Source organism: Centipeda sp. (in: firmicutes), assembly GCF_057271695.1.
Genome location: NZ_DBHIVL010000055.1, coordinates 1 through 16,190, shown reverse-complemented (window position 1 = coordinate 16,190; position 16,190 = coordinate 1). Strand labels below are relative to the sequence as shown.

General features: G+C 54.4%; 20 protein-coding genes and 1 pseudogene. 1 reads left to right on the top strand and 20 read right to left on the bottom strand.

The window, feature by feature from the left end:
• The first annotated feature begins 70 nt into the window (after positions 1-70).
• Positions 71-1,294 carry an EAL and HDOD domain-containing protein gene (locus ACO6BQ_RS08960; protein WP_489120520.1) on the top strand — a complete coding sequence of 408 codons (1,224 nt, stop codon included), beginning with the start codon at positions 71-73 and terminating at the stop codon, positions 1,292-1,294.
• 60 nt (positions 1,295-1,354) lie between these two features.
• On the opposite strand, the gene ACO6BQ_RS08955 is transcribed toward ACO6BQ_RS08960, so the two are convergent.
• The 20 genes and pseudogenes from ACO6BQ_RS08955 to ACO6BQ_RS08860 form a co-directional block, all read right to left on the bottom strand.
• The gene (locus ACO6BQ_RS08955) at positions 1,355-2,374 is read right to left on the bottom strand and encodes an HD-GYP domain-containing protein (RefSeq protein WP_489120522.1); all 1,020 of its coding nucleotides are present in this window, start codon (positions 2,372-2,374) and stop codon (positions 1,355-1,357) included.
• A 336-nt stretch (positions 2,375-2,710) separates the two neighbouring features.
• Positions 2,711-3,331: a glycoprotease gene (locus ACO6BQ_RS08950; protein WP_489120519.1), complete on the bottom strand. Its 621-nt coding sequence runs from the start codon at positions 3,329-3,331 to the stop codon at positions 2,711-2,713.
• A gap of 44 nt (positions 3,332-3,375) precedes the next feature.
• On the bottom strand, positions 3,376-3,912 hold the full coding sequence (locus tag ACO6BQ_RS08945; RefSeq protein WP_489120518.1) for an N-acetylmuramoyl-L-alanine amidase family protein: 537 nt from the start codon (positions 3,910-3,912) through the stop codon (positions 3,376-3,378).
• On the bottom strand, positions 3,909-4,334 hold the full coding sequence (locus ACO6BQ_RS08940) for a phage holin family protein (RefSeq protein WP_489120521.1): 426 nt from the start codon (positions 4,332-4,334) through the stop codon (positions 3,909-3,911). The genes ACO6BQ_RS08945 and ACO6BQ_RS08940 overlap by 4 nt, the downstream gene beginning before the upstream one ends.
• Before the next feature lie 2 nt (positions 4,335-4,336).
• Complete coding sequence (locus ACO6BQ_RS08935; protein WP_489120517.1) at positions 4,337-5,410, bottom strand: hypothetical protein; 1,074 nt, start codon at positions 5,408-5,410, stop codon at positions 4,337-4,339.
• 5 nt (positions 5,411-5,415) lie between these two features.
• Positions 5,416-5,637 (bottom strand): hypothetical protein, encoded by a 222-nt coding sequence (locus ACO6BQ_RS08930; RefSeq protein WP_489120516.1) that lies wholly within the window; start codon positions 5,635-5,637, stop codon positions 5,416-5,418.
• The gene (locus tag ACO6BQ_RS08925; RefSeq protein ID WP_489120515.1) at positions 5,634-7,328 is read right to left on the bottom strand and encodes a hypothetical protein; all 1,695 of its coding nucleotides are present in this window, start codon (positions 7,326-7,328) and stop codon (positions 5,634-5,636) included. Before ACO6BQ_RS08925 ends, ACO6BQ_RS08930 begins: the two co-directional genes overlap by 4 nt.
• On the bottom strand, positions 7,325-8,233 hold the full coding sequence (locus tag ACO6BQ_RS08920; RefSeq protein WP_489120514.1) for a hypothetical protein: 909 nt from the start codon (positions 8,231-8,233) through the stop codon (positions 7,325-7,327). The genes ACO6BQ_RS08925 and ACO6BQ_RS08920 overlap by 4 nt, the downstream gene beginning before the upstream one ends.
• A gap of 10 nt (positions 8,234-8,243) precedes the next feature.
• Entirely contained in the window at positions 8,244-8,657 is a 414-nt protein-coding gene (locus ACO6BQ_RS08915; RefSeq protein WP_489120513.1) for a hypothetical protein, read from the bottom strand.
• A 2-nt stretch (positions 8,658-8,659) separates the two neighbouring features.
• Positions 8,660-9,001 carry a phosphoribosylformylglycinamidine cyclo-ligase gene (locus ACO6BQ_RS08910; RefSeq protein ID WP_489120512.1) on the bottom strand — a complete coding sequence of 114 codons (342 nt, stop codon included), beginning with the start codon at positions 8,999-9,001 and terminating at the stop codon, positions 8,660-8,662.
• Complete coding sequence (locus ACO6BQ_RS08905; RefSeq protein WP_489120510.1) at positions 8,973-11,525, bottom strand: hypothetical protein; 2,553 nt, start codon at positions 11,523-11,525, stop codon at positions 8,973-8,975. Before ACO6BQ_RS08905 ends, ACO6BQ_RS08910 begins: the two co-directional genes overlap by 29 nt.
• 186 nt (positions 11,526-11,711) lie before the next feature.
• Entirely contained in the window at positions 11,712-12,026 is a 315-nt protein-coding gene (gene gpG, locus ACO6BQ_RS08900; protein WP_489120509.1) for a phage tail assembly chaperone G, read from the bottom strand.
• Positions 12,027-12,037: 11 nt separating this feature from the next.
• Positions 12,038-12,637 carry a major tail protein gene (locus ACO6BQ_RS08895; RefSeq protein WP_489120508.1) on the bottom strand — a complete coding sequence of 200 codons (600 nt, stop codon included), beginning with the start codon at positions 12,635-12,637 and terminating at the stop codon, positions 12,038-12,040.
• Position 12,638: 1 nt separating this feature from the next.
• Complete coding sequence (gene gp17 / locus ACO6BQ_RS08890) at positions 12,639-13,001, bottom strand: gp17 family tail completion protein (protein WP_489120507.1); 363 nt, start codon at positions 12,999-13,001, stop codon at positions 12,639-12,641.
• A complete protein-coding gene (locus ACO6BQ_RS08885) occupies positions 12,998-13,396 on the bottom strand; it encodes an HK97 gp10 family phage protein (protein WP_489120506.1) in 399 nt (132 codons plus the stop codon). The genes gp17 and ACO6BQ_RS08885 overlap by 4 nt, the downstream gene beginning before the upstream one ends.
• Positions 13,389-13,727, bottom strand: coding sequence for a phage head closure protein (locus tag ACO6BQ_RS08880; RefSeq protein WP_489120505.1), 339 nt, complete (start codon positions 13,725-13,727; stop codon positions 13,389-13,391). Before ACO6BQ_RS08880 ends, ACO6BQ_RS08885 begins: the two co-directional genes overlap by 8 nt.
• A complete protein-coding gene (locus ACO6BQ_RS08875; RefSeq protein WP_006306638.1) occupies positions 13,728-14,003 on the bottom strand; it encodes a head-tail connector protein in 276 nt (91 codons plus the stop codon).
• Positions 14,004-14,070: 67 nt separating this feature from the next.
• Entirely contained in the window at positions 14,071-15,246 is a 1,176-nt protein-coding gene (locus tag ACO6BQ_RS08870; protein ID WP_489120504.1) for a phage major capsid protein, read from the bottom strand.
• Positions 15,247-15,261: 15 nt separating this feature from the next.
• Complete coding sequence (locus tag ACO6BQ_RS08865) at positions 15,262-15,951, bottom strand: head maturation protease, ClpP-related (RefSeq protein ID WP_489120503.1); 690 nt, start codon at positions 15,949-15,951, stop codon at positions 15,262-15,264.
• Positions 15,941-16,138: pseudogene (locus tag ACO6BQ_RS08860) on the bottom strand (phage portal protein); the annotation flags it as partial. The gene ACO6BQ_RS08865 and the pseudogene ACO6BQ_RS08860, both read right to left, overlap by 11 nt.
• Positions 16,139-16,190: the final 52 nt, after the last annotated feature.

Below are 16,190 nucleotides of genomic sequence, written 5' to 3'. Positions count from 1 at the left end.
CGGGCAAAAAAGATGCGTCAAGATGGCGTGGCTGAATTTATCAGTGCTTCCCTAAAGAAAGGTTTTTAATATGGAAGAAGCATTTATTGGGCGACAGGCCATACTGGATCAACAGAAGAAAGTATACGCATACGAAATCCTCTTCCGCAGCGGACTCAAGAATGCCTTTGATCCCAACCTCGACGGCAATGTCGCAACGCAAAGCGTCATGGTCAATGCCATGCTCGACTTTGGCATGAACAAGCTCGTCTCGGACAAGCGTGCGTTCATCAACTTCACCGAGCAGAACCTGCTGAGCCGTGCACCGAAACTCCTCCCGTCGGAAAACGTCGTTGTGGAGATTCTGGAAACGGTACAGCCGACTCCCGAGATTTTGCAGGTCGTGCAGGAGCTCAAGGAGGCGGGCTACAAGATCGCCCTCGACGACTTCGTCCTGATGCCGGGCTACGAGCCGCTCATCAACATGGCGGACATCATCAAAGTTGACTTCCGCATCACGACAGATCCCGAAGAACGCAAAAAGCTCCGTGAGATCCTGCCGCAGCACGTTCGTCTCCTTGCAGAAAAAATTGAGACAGAGGAGGAGTTCCAGCAGGCACTCGACTTTGGCTACGTCCTCTTTCAGGGCTATTTCTTCTGCAAACCGACGGTGCTCCACCAGAAGCGACTCACGAGCAATGCGCTCTCGAAGATGCGCCTCCTGCGGGAAATCAACCGTCAGAATGTCGATTTCTCCGCCATCACCGGCGTTATCTCATCGGACACGAACCTCGTCCACAAGCTGCTCACCTACATCAACTCTGCAGGTGTCGGGCTCAACAATCATGTGTCCAACCTCAAGCAGGCAACCGTCCTCCTCGGTGCCGGCGGCGTGCGTCGTTGGGTCACGCTCGTCAGCCTCCAGACCTTCTCCGAGGACAAACCACCCGAACTCTTCACCCTCTCGCTCCTGCGTGCAAAGTTCTGCGAACTCATTGCCGGCGAACTCAAACGCCCCGGGCTCACCGCCGACACAGGCTTTTTGCTCGGTATGTTCTCACTACTTGACGTTCTTCTGGGGCTTCCCATGGACGACGTTCTCAAAGAGGTCTCGCTGTCCGACGAGCTCAGCGATGCCCTGCGCGGCAAGGACAATGACCTGCGCCGACTGCTCGATCTCGTTGTCGCCTACGAAAAGGGCGATTGGGAGAGCGTCAGCACCTACTGCGCACGCGAAAACCTTCGCCCCGAACATCTCCAGCCGACCTATGACAAGGTGCTCGAGTGGTACAATGCACTCCAGAGTATCAGCTGACATCATCGAATCCATACAAAAAGCCCATCGGATACACTCCGGTGGGCTTTTCTGATGCGCTTATTTCGGGTTATACTCGATGATTATGATCTCCTTGTTCTCGTTGAGATCAATCACCTCGTCCTCCGAGATCGTCACGATCGGGAGCGGCACAACACCGTGCGGATATGCCGTGATCGTCCCCTCGCGGTGATTGCTGAGCAGCACGCGCGAACCGAGGAATGCATTCTTGATATTCGTCAGCACGGGAATACAGACCTGCGGATCCAGCTTCGTATACATCTGCCGTGCGATCTCCGACACCGCATCGAACGGCGTGCGGCGCGGATACCCCTCGCGCTCCACCGTGATATTATCGTAGAGATCTGCCACAGCGACAATACGCGCGTAAAGGTGAATGTCCCCCCCCTGGATGTTGAACGGAAAACCGCTCCCATCCATGCGTTCATGATGTTGGAGTGCCGTGAGGCGTACGCCCTCCGTCAGCCCCGCAACGTCGCGAAGGATCTGTGCACCATCCACCGTATGCTGGATATACCGCTCGTAGTCCTCGCCCGTCAGCGTATCAATATTTTTCTCGAGCAGACGCTGGTCAAATTTCGACTTGCCGACATCATGCAGGAAGCCGGCGAGCACGATATCCTTTGCCGTCTCACGATCCAGCTTCATCCACTTCGCGATGACACCCGAGAGAATCGAGACGCGGAGCGAGTGGTTGTAGATGTCACTCGCCAAATGATTGACCTCGCTCAGATAGTCAATCGTCCCACTGCGGCGCGAGAGCGGCAGGAGATCCGTCTGCACCATCTCATTCGTCTCGGCGACGGGCACATTCCCCGTCTTTTTCGCCTCCTCGAAGATCGACTTCGCCGTCCCAACCACATTCTCATACTGCTTGATAAAGAGATTGCTGCGCGAGAAGATTGGCGAGCGATCCTCCCGAAGCTCCGTCTCGTCCTTGATGTAGACAACGGGGATCTTCAGGAACTTGAGACGCATGATATGCGCCGCCGTCAGCTCCGTATTCTCCGACACGACAACCACACGTTTGGCATTGACGATCGTCCGCGCAAGTATCATCCCATTTTCCAAATCGCTCACGGATATTGCACGCAAGATAAGCCCTCCCTCGATTTATCTTCTCTTCATTTACGCACGAAACTATTGCACCTATAAATATTTCGACCTTTACGAAAAAATCCCTGCCTGTCCAAAATAAAACTTGACTTTACGTTCAAAAATTTTCTTTTCCCTCTAATATGAAGGCACTCCCTGATATACAAGGGATTCTGTTTCCATGCAGTAACGCATATCACGTGCTTTTGACATCCCGCAGGCTGTCAAAAAGCTGTCAAATTTACGAACAAAAACAGAGGGACGGCGCACGAAACGCTGTCCCTCTGTTCGTTTATTCGCTTACCACTCAGCGACGTTATACATGAGCGTCACACCTTTATAGCGTGAACCGTCAAAATGTGCCAGTGCCTCAAGCCGCCCCTGCTCATATCCGATACTCATGAGCGGCTTGCCGTCAATGACGGATGCGCCCGCCCTGATACGGTGGTCTTTGCGAAGGTTGATCTTATATACGTCAACTTTCTGCTTATCTTGCGGTAGTTCTTTCCCGTCTGCGTCTTTCGTAATCGGCGTGACAACGGTACGATCAGACTTCTCACGCGCTGCCCGTGGTAACGTCGGCACATCCTCCTTGATCTGTCTCTCGACAATCGTTGCTGCCCGCTCCACCGTCGGTGCTTGCACATAGTACGTTGCCGCAGGTGCGCGCTGCCCCGCCTGTACGTCCGTAAGACGTCGCCGCAGGGCATCCGCGTTGCGCCTGGAGATGTCGAGCTGAGCCCGCAGCCGTTCCGCATCCCGCGTCTCCTCCTGCGTCATGACGGCAGGTTTCTCAGCCGCCGTCTGCTCGGGTGCGGAGTGTCGCCCAATGGCGTAGGCAACACCGATGAGCAGAATACACAAGAGCACTAGGATCAGCACTTTGTGCTCCGTAAGAGTGTGCTGCATTCGCTCAAGCATAGCTTACCTCCTTTCAGCCTTTTATGCAATCTTATGTGAATGCATCACTGCAGGGCGTAGTCGGTCACGCCGCGTGCAATGGCGCGGGCAAAATCGTCCTGTCGCTCTCGCAAGAGTGCCGCATCCCCCTCGTTGTCGATAAAGGCGAGCTCAACGAGGACGGCGACCGCGTCAGTGTTGTTGAGAACATACAAACCGTTGACGCCGGGCTTTGCCCCCTTCACGCCACGATCCACAGTTCCAAGCGCATCCACAATCTGACTCTGGATGCAGTCTGCCAGCTTTTCTCCCTCGCCGCTTCCGTAGTAGTGCCAGACCTCCGTTCCGTTTGCATTGCCGTTGCACGCATTGCAGTGGATGGAGATAAACACATCGGCATCCGCACGGTTGGAAGTCGAGACGACTTCATGCAGACTGTCGGATTGGAGACTCCCCACAACTTCTACACCTGCGGCAGCGAGATAACCCGCAACAAGGTCTGCGACATTCTTCGCCACGTCACACTCGCGCAGTCCACATCCGCAAGCACCAGGATCCGGATTTCCATTCGGGGCGTGCCCCGGGTTCAGAAATACTTTCATTTGTTCTTTTCCCCTTTCTTGTTTGCAACGTTATTGTCTTGTAGCTGCAATATCATATCTTGAAGTTTTTGCGGCACAGGAAGCCCTATCCTCGTCGCATTCTCGATGATCGAGATTCCTTCATTCGAGATGTAGAAGAAGATCACGGCGGAACGCAGGACGCATCCGCTTCCAATGATGTGAACATCTAACACATTCGCCACGCCGACAAGGGTGAAGATGCAGACCTTCTTGCAAATCCCTTTGAAGCCGATGGCACTGGACAGTTTCTTCTCAACAATCGCACGAAGTACACCCGTGATGTAGTCCGTCACAACAAAAGCGACGAGTGCATAAAGCAGATCGTCAAAGCTGCCGAGGAACTCCCCGACCACGATGCCAATGCCCGCCGCATAGAGACGTATTGTCAAAATCTGATCCATCATCAAAAACCTCCTGCTTTCTTCCATTTTCCGAGATGATTCATCCTGCGCAGACGGTAGTTATAGCATCCGCGCATAAGCTCTGTAAGCTGACCGTCCTTCCATAAATATAAGGGCGATCCCGTGCTGACCAGATATTTCCCTTGTCCCAGAGGGCAGAGGCTGGTACGGGCAGTCGGATTCGTTTCCAGTTCCATAAGCAGCTCATCCTTTGCACTGTAAATCTTTGAAATATATTTTTTCCCGGAGATAAGGTAATCCAGATTTGCGGGAAAGCGCATATACATACCGTCATGGAGCGGATAGAGGACACTATAATCCGGTGCGCTCCATCTGCTTTCCGAAGGATAGGTTTCCCCTGTAACAGAGTCTCTTGACGTTGTTTTGGTTTTCTCCATCCAAGATTCCATGTTCTGACCGTCGAAGAACACATAACGGTCTGTGCTGACATGGCTTCCGTCTCCCCCATGCTCTGATGTTGCGTGCCATATCATCACTTTGAAGTTCCTTTCTTTATCCACCCGCCCTCCTACGGTTTGACAGCTATAGAGGTCAGTGGGACCGGATACGGCGGGAGCACCAAACATCGGCACAAGATCATATGCGGCGATGACCTCGCCGTTGCGTTTGACAGAGAGAATACTGTCCCGCTGATCTGCCCCGATGAGTGGAGACACGAGGACATTCACGGCTTCGAGGGTATAGAGATTTCCCCGCTCGTCCATTTCGGCATCGAGCATTCCATAGCCTGAGACATACGCAAAGTGACGGTTGCTGTTGACCATCCATATATCCTCTTTGGAAAAGCCGAGCGGATGAATCTTTCCTTTTGCGTAGTACGAATGGAGCATCTGGTTTTTTTGATCCTTCCACTTTATTTGGAGGAGCGGTATGCCGGAAAGGACATTCGTCGGAACATAACTGCTGCCGCCCTCGGATTCATGCCCGTAGACGCAGCGACCGTCCGTCCAGATCCATTCGCCCGGATAAACAGCATGGTTTCCAATGCAGGTAAGCCACGCGCCATCCGCAAGCACCCGATTTCCGCTCACAGCTTTCACTCGCGCCCTGTGCATATCCCTCACGCTCCCACGATAACGGCGGTACCACCCTTTGAAATCTGTACCCACACTAGACTGCCGTCTCCCGTATTGCAGTCCACTACCGCACGAAATGGATAGGAGCGCTCGCCGATATGAACACGCCCATTCTGAATCCTTCCGCGCTGAGCCTGTGACTCAACCTCCTTCGAGTTCTTTATCCCTGCCCGTATCGCCGCTGCAAGTCCAAGAACACCATTCATCCGTACCACCTCACCATCTTGATCGTCTGCCGCAGAATACGCGGCGTGAGTTCCACCGTGTTGGACTGCAAGAAATACTCATGCCCCTCGAAGCGGATGCGCTCGGTGAAATCGACGATGTGGTCAATGTCGGGAACGCCGCTACGAATCCGTGCGCGAATCTCCACCGTAACAGTCTCCTGTGTTTTGCGATTGAGCCATTCGATTTCTCTCGTCAGCATTCGCAGATATTCTGCGCCCACAACGGGAAACTCAGTGTCGATGAGCGAGGAGTACGGAAGCTCATCGTCACTCGCGTAACTTGCGCCAAGGCTGAGATTCGACTGCTCGACGGTGAACTGACTCGCCTTGCCGCCAGGCTTTCCCTGCGACAAGCTGCTGCCCTCCAATACGCCGTCCACATAGACGGTGGCCGCATACCATCCATAGCCGAGCGGCGCATGGTAGGTGATGCGCTCCGTGCCCTTCTCTTTGCTCCAATCTTCCCAGTCATATTCTGTGTGCTTCTTTCCGTCATTGACGGGTTCTGTTGTACGTTCCCATTCCTTGAAGAGATAGACATCCCGCCCCGTAGTGGCGTAGGCGTAATCCGTGCGGCTGGTCGAGCCGTCCACATTATGCGTGCGCTTCTCGGCGAGGTATTCCCCATCGTAGGTATAGGTGCTGTAGCCGTTCTCATTCGTCTCGCGGACGAGAAAACCGTTGGAGTAAGTGCGGCTGATCTCTTTGAACGAAATCGTGCCGGTGAAAGGTACAGGGACAGTGTCCTCCTCGTTGTGCGCCCCGCTCTCATGATTGTTATTCGCACTGTGCCAGATGGAACGCACGAGTTTCCGCTCAATCGTCGGCTGTGCGTGCGGCCAGTGCGTGATGTCAATGACGGATTCCTCCATGCCGCGCTGAACAATGTGGAGCGTATCTCCACGAATAAACACATTGATCTGACGCTGCGGCAGTTTTGCCGTCCATCCGAACAGTGCGGAGATGAAGTCATGGTAGGTCATTCCGCTGCCCTCAAAGTTCTGCGACGGTGTGAAATCATCGGTCAGACGATGAAGCCGAAGCCCAAGTGCTGCCGCAATCTCCACCGCATAGCGTGATACCTTTGCCCGCTCGACGTAGATATGGATGGGCGTGTAGAGGAGTGTGTCTTTACTGTACGTCCCCTTGACGGACTGCACGATGCCGCGCTGACTTGTTTCCTCGACAAGAAAACGGAAGGCATAATCCATCACCCGCCCTTCTACACACGCGCCGACGGCAAGCGGCTGGACGGTTTCGAGTTGGATCATGTCGGAAAGCGTAAGCTCGCCGAGCGTCACGGAGAACGAACGAATGCCGCGCTCTCTGAACTCTGCGTAGGTAAGCGTGTGCGGAATCTCGATTTTCGTGTCTGCAACGATGCGTGACTGTTTGACAAGAGTTCGTTTCGTATCTACCAACGCTGCTTTGCAATGACCGATACGCCGAAGCGCATCCCCTGTCACTCGGATTTTCTTGACGATCCGAATATCGCGTAGGGTATCTGCATGAACGGAACAAGATAGATTGAGCCTGCGTGACGTATCTCCGCTGACCTGCACGGGCTGACGAAATACGGGAATCACCGTGGCGTATATGATCGGTTTGAGGTGAACGCGCCCGAACGGCAGCCATGCGATGCAGACGGCAGGTTTCAGCTTGATGCTCATACGCCCGCTCTCCATCCGAACTGCCGCCCCGTGAATTCTGCAATCCTCATGGAGACAGTGCGCGTGTCCATAACGGTGGATGTCGGATTCTGTTCGGCGATATGTCTGCCGTATTCCGTAACATTCCCTCCGCTCTTTTCAAGTGCCCTCAGAGCGCACAGTCCTTCTGCCGTGCGATAGGCAGGATTCCCGATGAGGGAAATCCCCGTCACACGCGAGTCCGCACCATACTGCGCGGATAGTGCGGCAACATCGACCGTTTGCAGAAGCTCCTGATTCGCAGCCGTCGCCTCATAACTTCCATCGCCGCAGTCGGTCATATCCGTCTGCGTCGCTTGGACGGGCAGCATGATAACCTGTTCCCGTGGGCTGATCTCCTCATCCGAGAGGATAAGATTCGAGACGAGAATGTCCTCGGTTCTACTGTAAACCGTAATGGTCTTTTCACTGGAACTGTAGGCATACCAAAAAGAGCAGTCCTGCTTGTTGCAAACCTCGCGTTCGTTCAGGAGTGCCCGAAAGATACCGTCATTGTTCTGCCCCGGTTTGACATGAAACCACAAAGTATTGACTGCATTTGCGCGAATGCTGTCGGAAGTGGCGATGGTATCGTTATTGTTGTTTCCCTTCATGCGCCACCTGCTCCAGGACGTTTCCGCACTAACGATGATGTAGCCTCCGATTGCAAGGGTAAGTTTAGCACGGTCTGCATTCTCCGGTGCTTTGAAGTACAGATCCAGTTTCCCGTAAAGCTCTGTGGGGAATCCTGAAATCGTCAGACCTTTGTCACCGGTCGGCTGCCAGAAGGATATGCCTGTTTTGCTGTACTGCTCGCCCGTCACCGTCGTGCCGCCACGAACTGAGAGCAGATCCGCATAGCCCGGATTGATGTATTTGAATGCCATACGAACCTCCTCAATTCGAGACTAGGAGCCCCTCTGCCTGAATATCCACGCTCGTATCTTGCTGCGGTGCCTCATCTGCACTGCTGAGTGCCTTGACCCAGAAGACGGTATTCGTGTCGCGGACGTTCTGCAGAGAAATAACATCCTTCCATTCGGCAGACTCCAATGCTGTCTCGGCAGTGTATTTGTTATCCGTCGCGGCTTTCCACTTATCCGCATGATCACCGACAAACTTGATCGTCAATACTCCGTCAATGTGGAAGCCGCTCTCGCACCGCACGGCACATTTGACGGCTTTCTGCTCACCCTTACCCGCATCGAGCAGAACGGAGATCGGAGAGAGTTCCGTACCGGAGCTGACCTCCGTCCCGTCCTTGCTGCCCTCCGTCGGATTGTTTATATAGATATGCAGCAGTTCTGCCATTTTCACACCCTCCAAAATTCTAAAGACAGTTTATATACCTTCGGAAAATGAGCCACGTACTCGTAGGATTTCACCACGACACGCATCGAGGGCAGGACGCTCCCGCTCTCGTCCGTCACGGACACCCTTGCGCGGCCGTCCCAATAGCCCTTGATCTTTTCCCAGTCGGCGGCAGTGACCGTGACCATACAGGAGATACGGTCGCCCTCCGTAACATGTCCGAAGTCCTGCACGACCGCGCCGCCGACAATCTCCAAAAGTTGCTGACGGTCGTCGGGAACAATCTGCCAGTTCTCGACACTCAGCGTTCTGACCTCACCAATGTGAATATGAATTGGAATCACCCCCTAGGGCATTTTCAACAGCAGGACGGATACGGTCGGCAACGTGGTCGGCAAGCATACGCATTCCCTCATTGTCCTCCGTGACGGCGTTCTCGATTTGCACCTGTATGTGAATTTGGCGGTTGTCCGTCATGGATGGCGCGGACTGGGGAGTATTTTGAGAGGAAAGAACATTCTGCCCCGCAGTTTGGATGCTCTGCGCTTGTTGCCCCAATCCTGCCATCATCTGTGCGTATGAGAACTCCTGCCCATTCACACGGATGCGGGAACTATCCTCACGCTTCTCGGGAGCGAAATTCGGCAGGAGATTCTCCATCGCCCATTTACGCCCGGATTGGAACTGTTGGAGAAGTTCCGGTGTCAGCCCCAAGTCCTCCGCTGTGAACTTATTCTTCTTGCGAAGATACTCCATCAGCCCGACTTGCCCGGACTGCTTGAATACCTTCAGCTCCTCTTTCTGGGAGCGGAGGACTTCCAGCGCGGCGTTGCGCTTGGCATCGAGTTTCTGCTTCTCTGCCCAACGTGTCGCCTCGACCTCATCCAGACCTTTCTGTACCCACGCATCCTTCTCGCGCTCAATCTCTGCAAGGCGATTTTCGAGTTCCGTTTTCCAGATGGAGTCAATATTGGATGCAACGTCACGCTCCCACTGCTCCATCACACGCGCCTTGCTCTCACTGAGCCACGCCTGCGTCTGCACCTCGTCCAAGCCCTTCTGGTGAAAGGCATCGGCTTCACGGGCGATGGCGTCCAGCTTGTTCTGCAGGTCGGTCTTGTAGAGCGCATTCGCCTTGTCCACAACGTCCCGCTGAAAGTCGGCGTAGATTTTCGCTTCCTTTGCCAAGCGGTATTCGTCGATGAGATGCGGATCTGCGCCCTTCTGGAAGGACTCGAAGGCCTCGCGATCCAGAGCGTGAATACTATTCTGGATGTCTGTGTGCGTCAGTGTATATAAGCTGTCTGTCAGTTGTGCTGTCGCCTTTGCAGATTCACTGACCGTCTTTGCGGCATCTTTCTCTGCCGCCGCACGGATTTTCGCAGCTTTGGCATTCTGCTCCTGCGCCTTGGCATTCTTCTCCGCTTCGGCACGCGCCTTCTCCTCTGCCGCCGCTTTCTCTTTGGCAATCTTCTGCTGTTCTTGGTGCTGCTTGTATTCATCCCCGTAGAGAGCATCGAGAACGCTGCCGCCGAGGAACGGAATTGCAATCAGCGGAGACGCCACAGGATGATTCTTTACGAGCCACGCATTCGCTTCTGCGTGTTCATTGACCTTGTGAATCTGCTCACCGACAAAACCCGCCAATTCTGCGACGGTCTTGAGTGCCTCACCCCATCCAAGGACAGCGTCCTTGATCTCGTCCTTATTGTCACGGATCGTTTCAACCAGAGATTCAAAGCCGTCATTGATCTCCGGCATGAGTTCTTCGGCGGCAGGAAGGAGCGCCGCACCGAGGGCAAGTTTCAGCTGTCCCGCTTCCATCTCCATCGCACGCCACTTGAGATACGTCTCGTGCGCCTGTTCGGGGTCGAGCAGTCCCGTGGTCTTGACACGCGAGGAAATGGTCATCAGATCGTCATACTGTTCGAGGATCGGAATAAGAGCCGCACCACGCGCTCCGAGGACTTCTGCGGTATATGCTTCCTCCATGCCCGCTTCGCTTGCGGTCTTGTACCCTTTGGCGAGCTGTGCCAGCTGCTCATTCAGCGGCAGGAGATTCCCTTGCTGATCTTTGAGTGCGATCCCGAAGCGCGATAGGGCGTGTGTGGTATCGTTACCCGAATTTCCCGCAGCGGATACCTGTTTGTCAAGACGAGCGATCAGCGGTATGACGCTCTTGATGTCCGTATCCGCAAGCTGAAACATACGCCCCAGTTCAGCGGCTTCCCCAGCAGAGACGTGAAGTCGTTGCGTCAGCTTGTAGACGTTCTCGCCCGCAAGCATCGCATCTTTCGTGATATTGAACAGCCCCGCGCCTGTTGCGGCGACTGCCATAACGGCAGCCATCTTCGCGGAGAGTATGTTGAATCCGCTCGTTAGATTCTTGACACCCGCCTGTGCCGCCGTCATACCCGCTGAGATACGTCCGCCGAGCGTGCCGGAGAGTACCGCACTTTCCTTGAGGCGATGATTCAGTTTCCGCACCTCGGCTTCGGTCTGTGCGACCGTCCGCTGCTGCCGCAGGAGATTGCTCTCCGCACGGCGATAGGACGCACTATCCACGCCGTCATTCTTCTTGGCAGACTGCAAAACAGCAGCAAGAATCTGTTCTTTTTGCCGCTGAATATCCAACTCGCGGTTGATCGCCTGATAGCGCACCTTGATCTTGTCGAGTTCCGTCCCTACGCCATCGAGTTTGGCAAGGTCGGCATCCAGTTTGAGGTGAATATTGTTTGCCTTGCTGTTGAGTCGCGCAATGGAATCCGATACGGTTTTCCCCGCTGTGTCAAAGTCCAGCTGCAGCTGTGCGATGTTGAGACCGATGTCGAGATAGAGTTCATCAATCTTTTGTCCGCGCTTTGCCACTCCATCTCCCTCCCTACATCACGTCGTCAACATATCGCTCAGACGATCTTTCTTCGCAGATCGCCGTCACCACAAGCTGATCGAGCAGGAACGTAATCTCATGTGCGTCAATTTCCTGCATTGTCCATCCGTATGCGGACTGCAGCCGCTCGTAATAGCGCAGTAAATTCTGGTACGGAGAAAGAACTACGCCTCTTTCCCCGTCTCCCCGTTTGGGAGGTTCACCAATTTGGAAAACGTCAATGACTGAACCCATCGAAAGAGTGCGCGTGTCAGTGGAACAATGTCCGCAACGTCTACATTCTCCTCCACGGATTCTCGTGTCACTTCCTCCCGTCCGAATCCAAGGACAATCAGACGGACGTGCTCGTCCAGAAAATCTTCAAGGCTCAGACCTTCTTTGTCGGCATCAAAAAAGGCAAGGAACTCACGCCAGACCTTCATCTTCGGAGGGTTCGGCGTGATCTCCCTGCCCGCAATATGCAGTTTCGGTGTATCCATCATGTCCTCCCTCAGACCTGCTCGTACCACTTCGTTCCCGTCTCAGCGGCAAAGCCCGCCGCCTCCTCGTCTGCCTTGGCGTAGGACAGCCCGTCGGAAATACGGTAGATCGCCTTTGCCGTCAGTGTCGGCGTATCGAACTGAATGCTCTCCTGCTTCGAGTTGCCGCTCTCGGAGGGTTCCGTGAATTGGACTTTGTAGAATTTGGTGTATCTCTTCTTGCCGTTGCGCTTATCCGACTGAAAGAGCACGGCGAAGTACGGAGCGACATCGTCCTTGCCCGCCTTCATCACGCCGTTCTCGATACTGTGTCCAAGGAGATACGCGACATACTCAAGCGGTAAAGCAGCCGTGTCAAACGTCAGATCGTAGGATGCGGTATTCGACGCCGTATCCACAGACTGACCGTCGGCAAAAAGCTCCGCTTGATTCGTCTGTGGCTTGATGTCCACCTTGCGCAGGAGTTTCCCGAGCGGAATCGGAGCTTCGTAGGTCGCCGCTCCTCCTGCCACATCGGTGAGCATCTTGGCGATATGAAGTTTCTGGATGTTGATGAACTGCCCGCTTGTCAGATTCCCTGCGGGCTTTCCTGCCGATGTAGGACTTGGCATTTTATTCTCCCTCCATTGCTGTTCTGTAATCTGTGATTTCAACGAAAATATCTTTCTCTGTCAGTTCCTGCGTCTGCGCACGCACAAAGCCGAGCGGCAGGAGCACACTTTTTACGGCTTTATGGATTTCCCGAAACCGTCCGTCCTTCGTCAGAATATGGATACGCACCGTGATTCGGCGTTCCAGTTCCGCACCGTCTACCGAGAGCGCAGGAACGTCGGAAATGACAGAGTAGACGAGAATGGGGTATGTCCCCGCATCGGGACTGCGCCCGTGGTAGATGCCCTTTCTCCCATGCGCGAGAAGCTGCGTCAGCTCCTTGGAGCGCACAAGTGCCTGATACACCATCCGTGCCGTACTCATTTCCCTCTCCTCTGTATTGCCGCTCGGACAGCATCAACGATGGCAGAACGGATCCCGTCTTTCTTGGCATCGAGCGCGGGATAGAGAAACGGACGGTTGATGCGTGGGCTGAACTCGACAAGAACGCCGTAGAATACGCCATCTTGAGACTCCGCATCTGCCGCGATCCTCCAAACAGAACCGTCCTTCCTGCGGAGACGTTTGTGGATGGAGTCCCGCAACGCACCTTTGACCACGCGCTTATCTGTTCCCGTATAGACGGGACAGCGGTTCTTTGCCTCCGCGACCACATCGTCCGCGCCGCGCTCAAGTGCTTCCTTTGCCGCAGCCGTCGCCTCTGCACCAAGCTCCGAGAGGATCTTCTCGGCAGAGACGAATCCACGGTATCTAGCCATCTTCCACCAACTCCCTGCATTCCAGAACAAGCCACCGTTTCTTTCCTCCGAGCGGATACGGCGGCGCAATGGGTGTGAGCGTTTTGTCGCCCCAACGGATACGATCCGTCACGCGCACATCCGCACGGTAACGAATGACGATGCGGTAATCCACCTTCTGCACCTTCTCCGCATAACCGTCCGAGATTTTTGCCGCAAACGGCAGAACGAGCGCCCATGCCTTTGAAATCTCCTGCGCAGATGAGGAGAGGATATTTCCCTCATCATCCGTATCTGTGACGGGACGCAGAATAGTGATTCGATGACGCAGTTCGCTCATGGACACTCTCACCTAAAAGACCTCCTTCCGCACACCAAAAAGCAGGGAGCGAAGCGTCAGCGCAAGCCCTCTGTGATCCGCTTCCTCCCGATGTTCATAGAGATAGGATACGGCGTAGAGTATTGCGACTCGTACAATCGCCTGATCTTCAACCTTGGACAGCTTCTTCACGCGCAGAAGTGCCGTACAAATCTGTTCTGCCGTTTCCGCAAAGTGCGTGAGGAGATCGTCCTCCTCATCGCCGTCAATGCGCAGATACTGCTTGACTGCTGCAAGCGGCACAAGCATAAAACCACCTCCCCTCTTGCCGCAAAACCAATGAAATCGCTGATAAAATGGATAAGTGGACGATTTATCAGCCCTTCATCTTGAGTGTCTGCACGGCTTCCTCAAGAACGAGCTTGCCGTCCACGCGCTCCTTCATGACGTAGCCGATCATGCCGTTGCCCGCAAACAGCTCCTTCAGTTCCTGCAGGGAACGTGTGCCACGGTCGCCGATGTTGTAGTAGGAGTAGTCACCGAATGCGATGACGGTCTTACCCGCCTCGACAGCAGACATATACGCCGAGGAATACACGGGGTAGCCGAGCAGACGGTCTGGTTCACCCATCTGGTACGACGGCTGCCAAAAATATGCACCGTTGGCATCCTTGAGCTTTCGGATGCTTGCAAGCGTCTGATCGTTGACGATGAACGACGCATTCTTGCGGTAGGGATGCTTGAGGCTGTAGACGAGCGTCACGAGTTCATCCGCCTTGAGGTCTGCCGCCGCCGTGGTGACGGATGTCTTTGCCGAGGTGAGAAGTCCCTTGGGCTTGTGCGTCCCATCGCCATTCAGGAATGCGTCCTCCTCTGCATTGCCGAGTGCCTTGCCGAACTGCTCGATGAGATAGCTCTCAAGGTTGAAGGCGTTGTCGTAGAGAAGCTCTTCTGTCACCTTAACCGCAACGTGCAGCTTGTGCGCGTCGAGGACGATCTGGTCGAAGGTAGCCTCGCCGAAGGTGAGCGGCGCCCCCTCCTCAATCCATGCAGCCGCAGGTTTCGTGGCGGCGATATTGATCTTGTGCTCGCCGCTCGTTGTGATGACTGTCGCAAGCGGACGCAGGACGTTCTCCTCATTCAGAACGTCAATGAGACGCTGATCGTACTCTTCGGGTACGAGATAGCCGCCGTTTGCATCCACACCTTCCTGCAGGACGTTCTCCACCTGCCGGAAGTTCGTACGCAGTGCCTTCAGCATTGCCGCACGGTATGCCTCGCTTGCACGACCCGTCTTTTCTGCATTGAGAGATGCGCCCGGAGTGTTGGTGATTGCCGCCGTCACGGGCTTTGCAAGCTGCGCGTCGAGAATCGCCTGACGCTCCATGCGCTCGATGTCCTTGCCGAGTGCAAGCACCTCGTTCTCCATCTGCTCGTATGCCTTGGCATCTTCAGCTGTAAGGCGGCCGTCCTTTTCGTGAGAATCCAGAAACTGCTTTGCCTGTTCCCACATTTCTGCACGCTTCTCGCGCATTGCCATGATCTTATCCATGTTCTTGTCCCTCCATTAGTGTGAAATAGAAAAGAGCCGCTTCTTAAACGGCTCTGCATCGACATTGTGTGTCCCCTGACCGAATTTCGAGAGCAGGGAGTTTGTGACAGCGGCGCGGGAGAAGATCAGCCCGTCTGCCACTTCGGTCAAAGGACGCTGAACGTCCGTATAGAGAACGGAATCCGCAAATCCAAGCTCCACTGCTTTCTTTGCGTTCATCCACGTTTCGGCATCCATCAACCGTGAAATCTTCGCACGGGACAGCCCCGTCTTGAGTTCATAGGCGTTGATAATGCTCTCCTTGATCTCGGCAAGGAATGTGATTGTCCGCTCCATCTCGTGTGTATCCCCTATGGAGACGGTCATGGGATTATGGATCATCAACATCCCCAAGGGAGAAATCTCAACCGTTGATCCTGCCATCGCAACAACGGATGCAACAGATGCGGCAATTCCGTCAATCTTGACATTGACGTTCCCCTTATACTCCATGAGCATATTGTAGATCTGTGCCGCCGCATAGCAGTCCCCGCCTGGTGAGTTGATCCAGAGGTCAATATCTCCCTCGGCGGCGTGAAGCTCAGATCGAAACATCTGGGGTGTAATTTCATCCCCCCACCACGTTTCGTCCGAGATTTCACCGTCCAGAAGCAAGATTCGCTTCTCTCCCTCGTTCCGCACCCAGTTCCAAAATTTACGTTTCATCGCCCTCTCCTTTCTTGTTGGCGAATAAACCTGCGTCCCTCAGTTTTGTCATATTCCCGTTGATGAGATAGAGATCGCCGCCCTCGTCTGCTTCGATGGGATTCATGTCCTCAAGGCTGCGGATGTCGTTTGCCGAAAGCCATCCGTTCTGCCGCCCGATGGCATAGCCCTCCATACGGCTCTTGTGGTATTGTCAAGAACAGTTGACAAATTTCTCACAAGGGAACGACCGTTTAAGT

Coding starts and splice junctions, on each gene's coding strand:
- ACO6BQ_RS08960 (WP_489120520.1), top strand. CDS start 71: ATGGAAGAAGCATTTATTGGGCGACAGGCCATACTGGATCAACAGAAG.
- ACO6BQ_RS08925 (WP_489120515.1), bottom strand. CDS start 7,328: ATGAGCATCAAGCTGAAACCTGCCGTCTGCATCGCATGGCTGCCGTTC.
- gp17 (WP_489120507.1), bottom strand. CDS start 13,001: ATGAGTACGGCACGGATGGTGTATCAGGCACTTGTGCGCTCCAAGGAG.
- ACO6BQ_RS08895 (WP_489120508.1), bottom strand. CDS start 12,637: ATGCCAAGTCCTACATCGGCAGGAAAGCCCGCAGGGAATCTGACAAGC.
- ACO6BQ_RS08950 (WP_489120519.1), bottom strand. CDS start 3,331: ATGCTTGAGCGAATGCAGCACACTCTTACGGAGCACAAAGTGCTGATC.
- ACO6BQ_RS08945 (WP_489120518.1), bottom strand. CDS start 3,912: ATGAAAGTATTTCTGAACCCGGGGCACGCCCCGAATGGAAATCCGGAT.
- gpG (WP_489120509.1), bottom strand. CDS start 12,026: ATGGATACACCGAAACTGCATATTGCGGGCAGGGAGATCACGCCGAAC.
- ACO6BQ_RS08870 (WP_489120504.1), bottom strand. CDS start 15,246: ATGGATAAGATCATGGCAATGCGCGAGAAGCGTGCAGAAATGTGGGAA.
- ACO6BQ_RS08865 (WP_489120503.1), bottom strand. CDS start 15,951: ATGAAACGTAAATTTTGGAACTGGGTGCGGAACGAGGGAGAGAAGCGA.
- ACO6BQ_RS08885 (WP_489120506.1), bottom strand. CDS start 13,396: ATGGCTAGATACCGTGGATTCGTCTCTGCCGAGAAGATCCTCTCGGAG.
- ACO6BQ_RS08955 (WP_489120522.1), bottom strand. CDS start 2,374: ATGATACTTGCGCGGACGATCGTCAATGCCAAACGTGTGGTTGTCGTG.
- ACO6BQ_RS08940 (WP_489120521.1), bottom strand. CDS start 4,334: ATGGATCAGATTTTGACAATACGTCTCTATGCGGCGGGCATTGGCATC.
- ACO6BQ_RS08930 (WP_489120516.1), bottom strand. CDS start 5,637: ATGAATGGTGTTCTTGGACTTGCAGCGGCGATACGGGCAGGGATAAAG.
- ACO6BQ_RS08875 (WP_006306638.1), bottom strand. CDS start 14,003: ATGCTTGTGCCGCTTGCAGCAGTCAAGCAGTATCTGCGCATTGACGGC.
- ACO6BQ_RS08935 (WP_489120517.1), bottom strand. CDS start 5,410: ATGCACAGGGCGCGAGTGAAAGCTGTGAGCGGAAATCGGGTGCTTGCG.
- ACO6BQ_RS08915 (WP_489120513.1), bottom strand. CDS start 8,657: ATGGCAGAACTGCTGCATATCTATATAAACAATCCGACGGAGGGCAGC.
- ACO6BQ_RS08920 (WP_489120514.1), bottom strand. CDS start 8,233: ATGGCATTCAAATACATCAATCCGGGCTATGCGGATCTGCTCTCAGTT.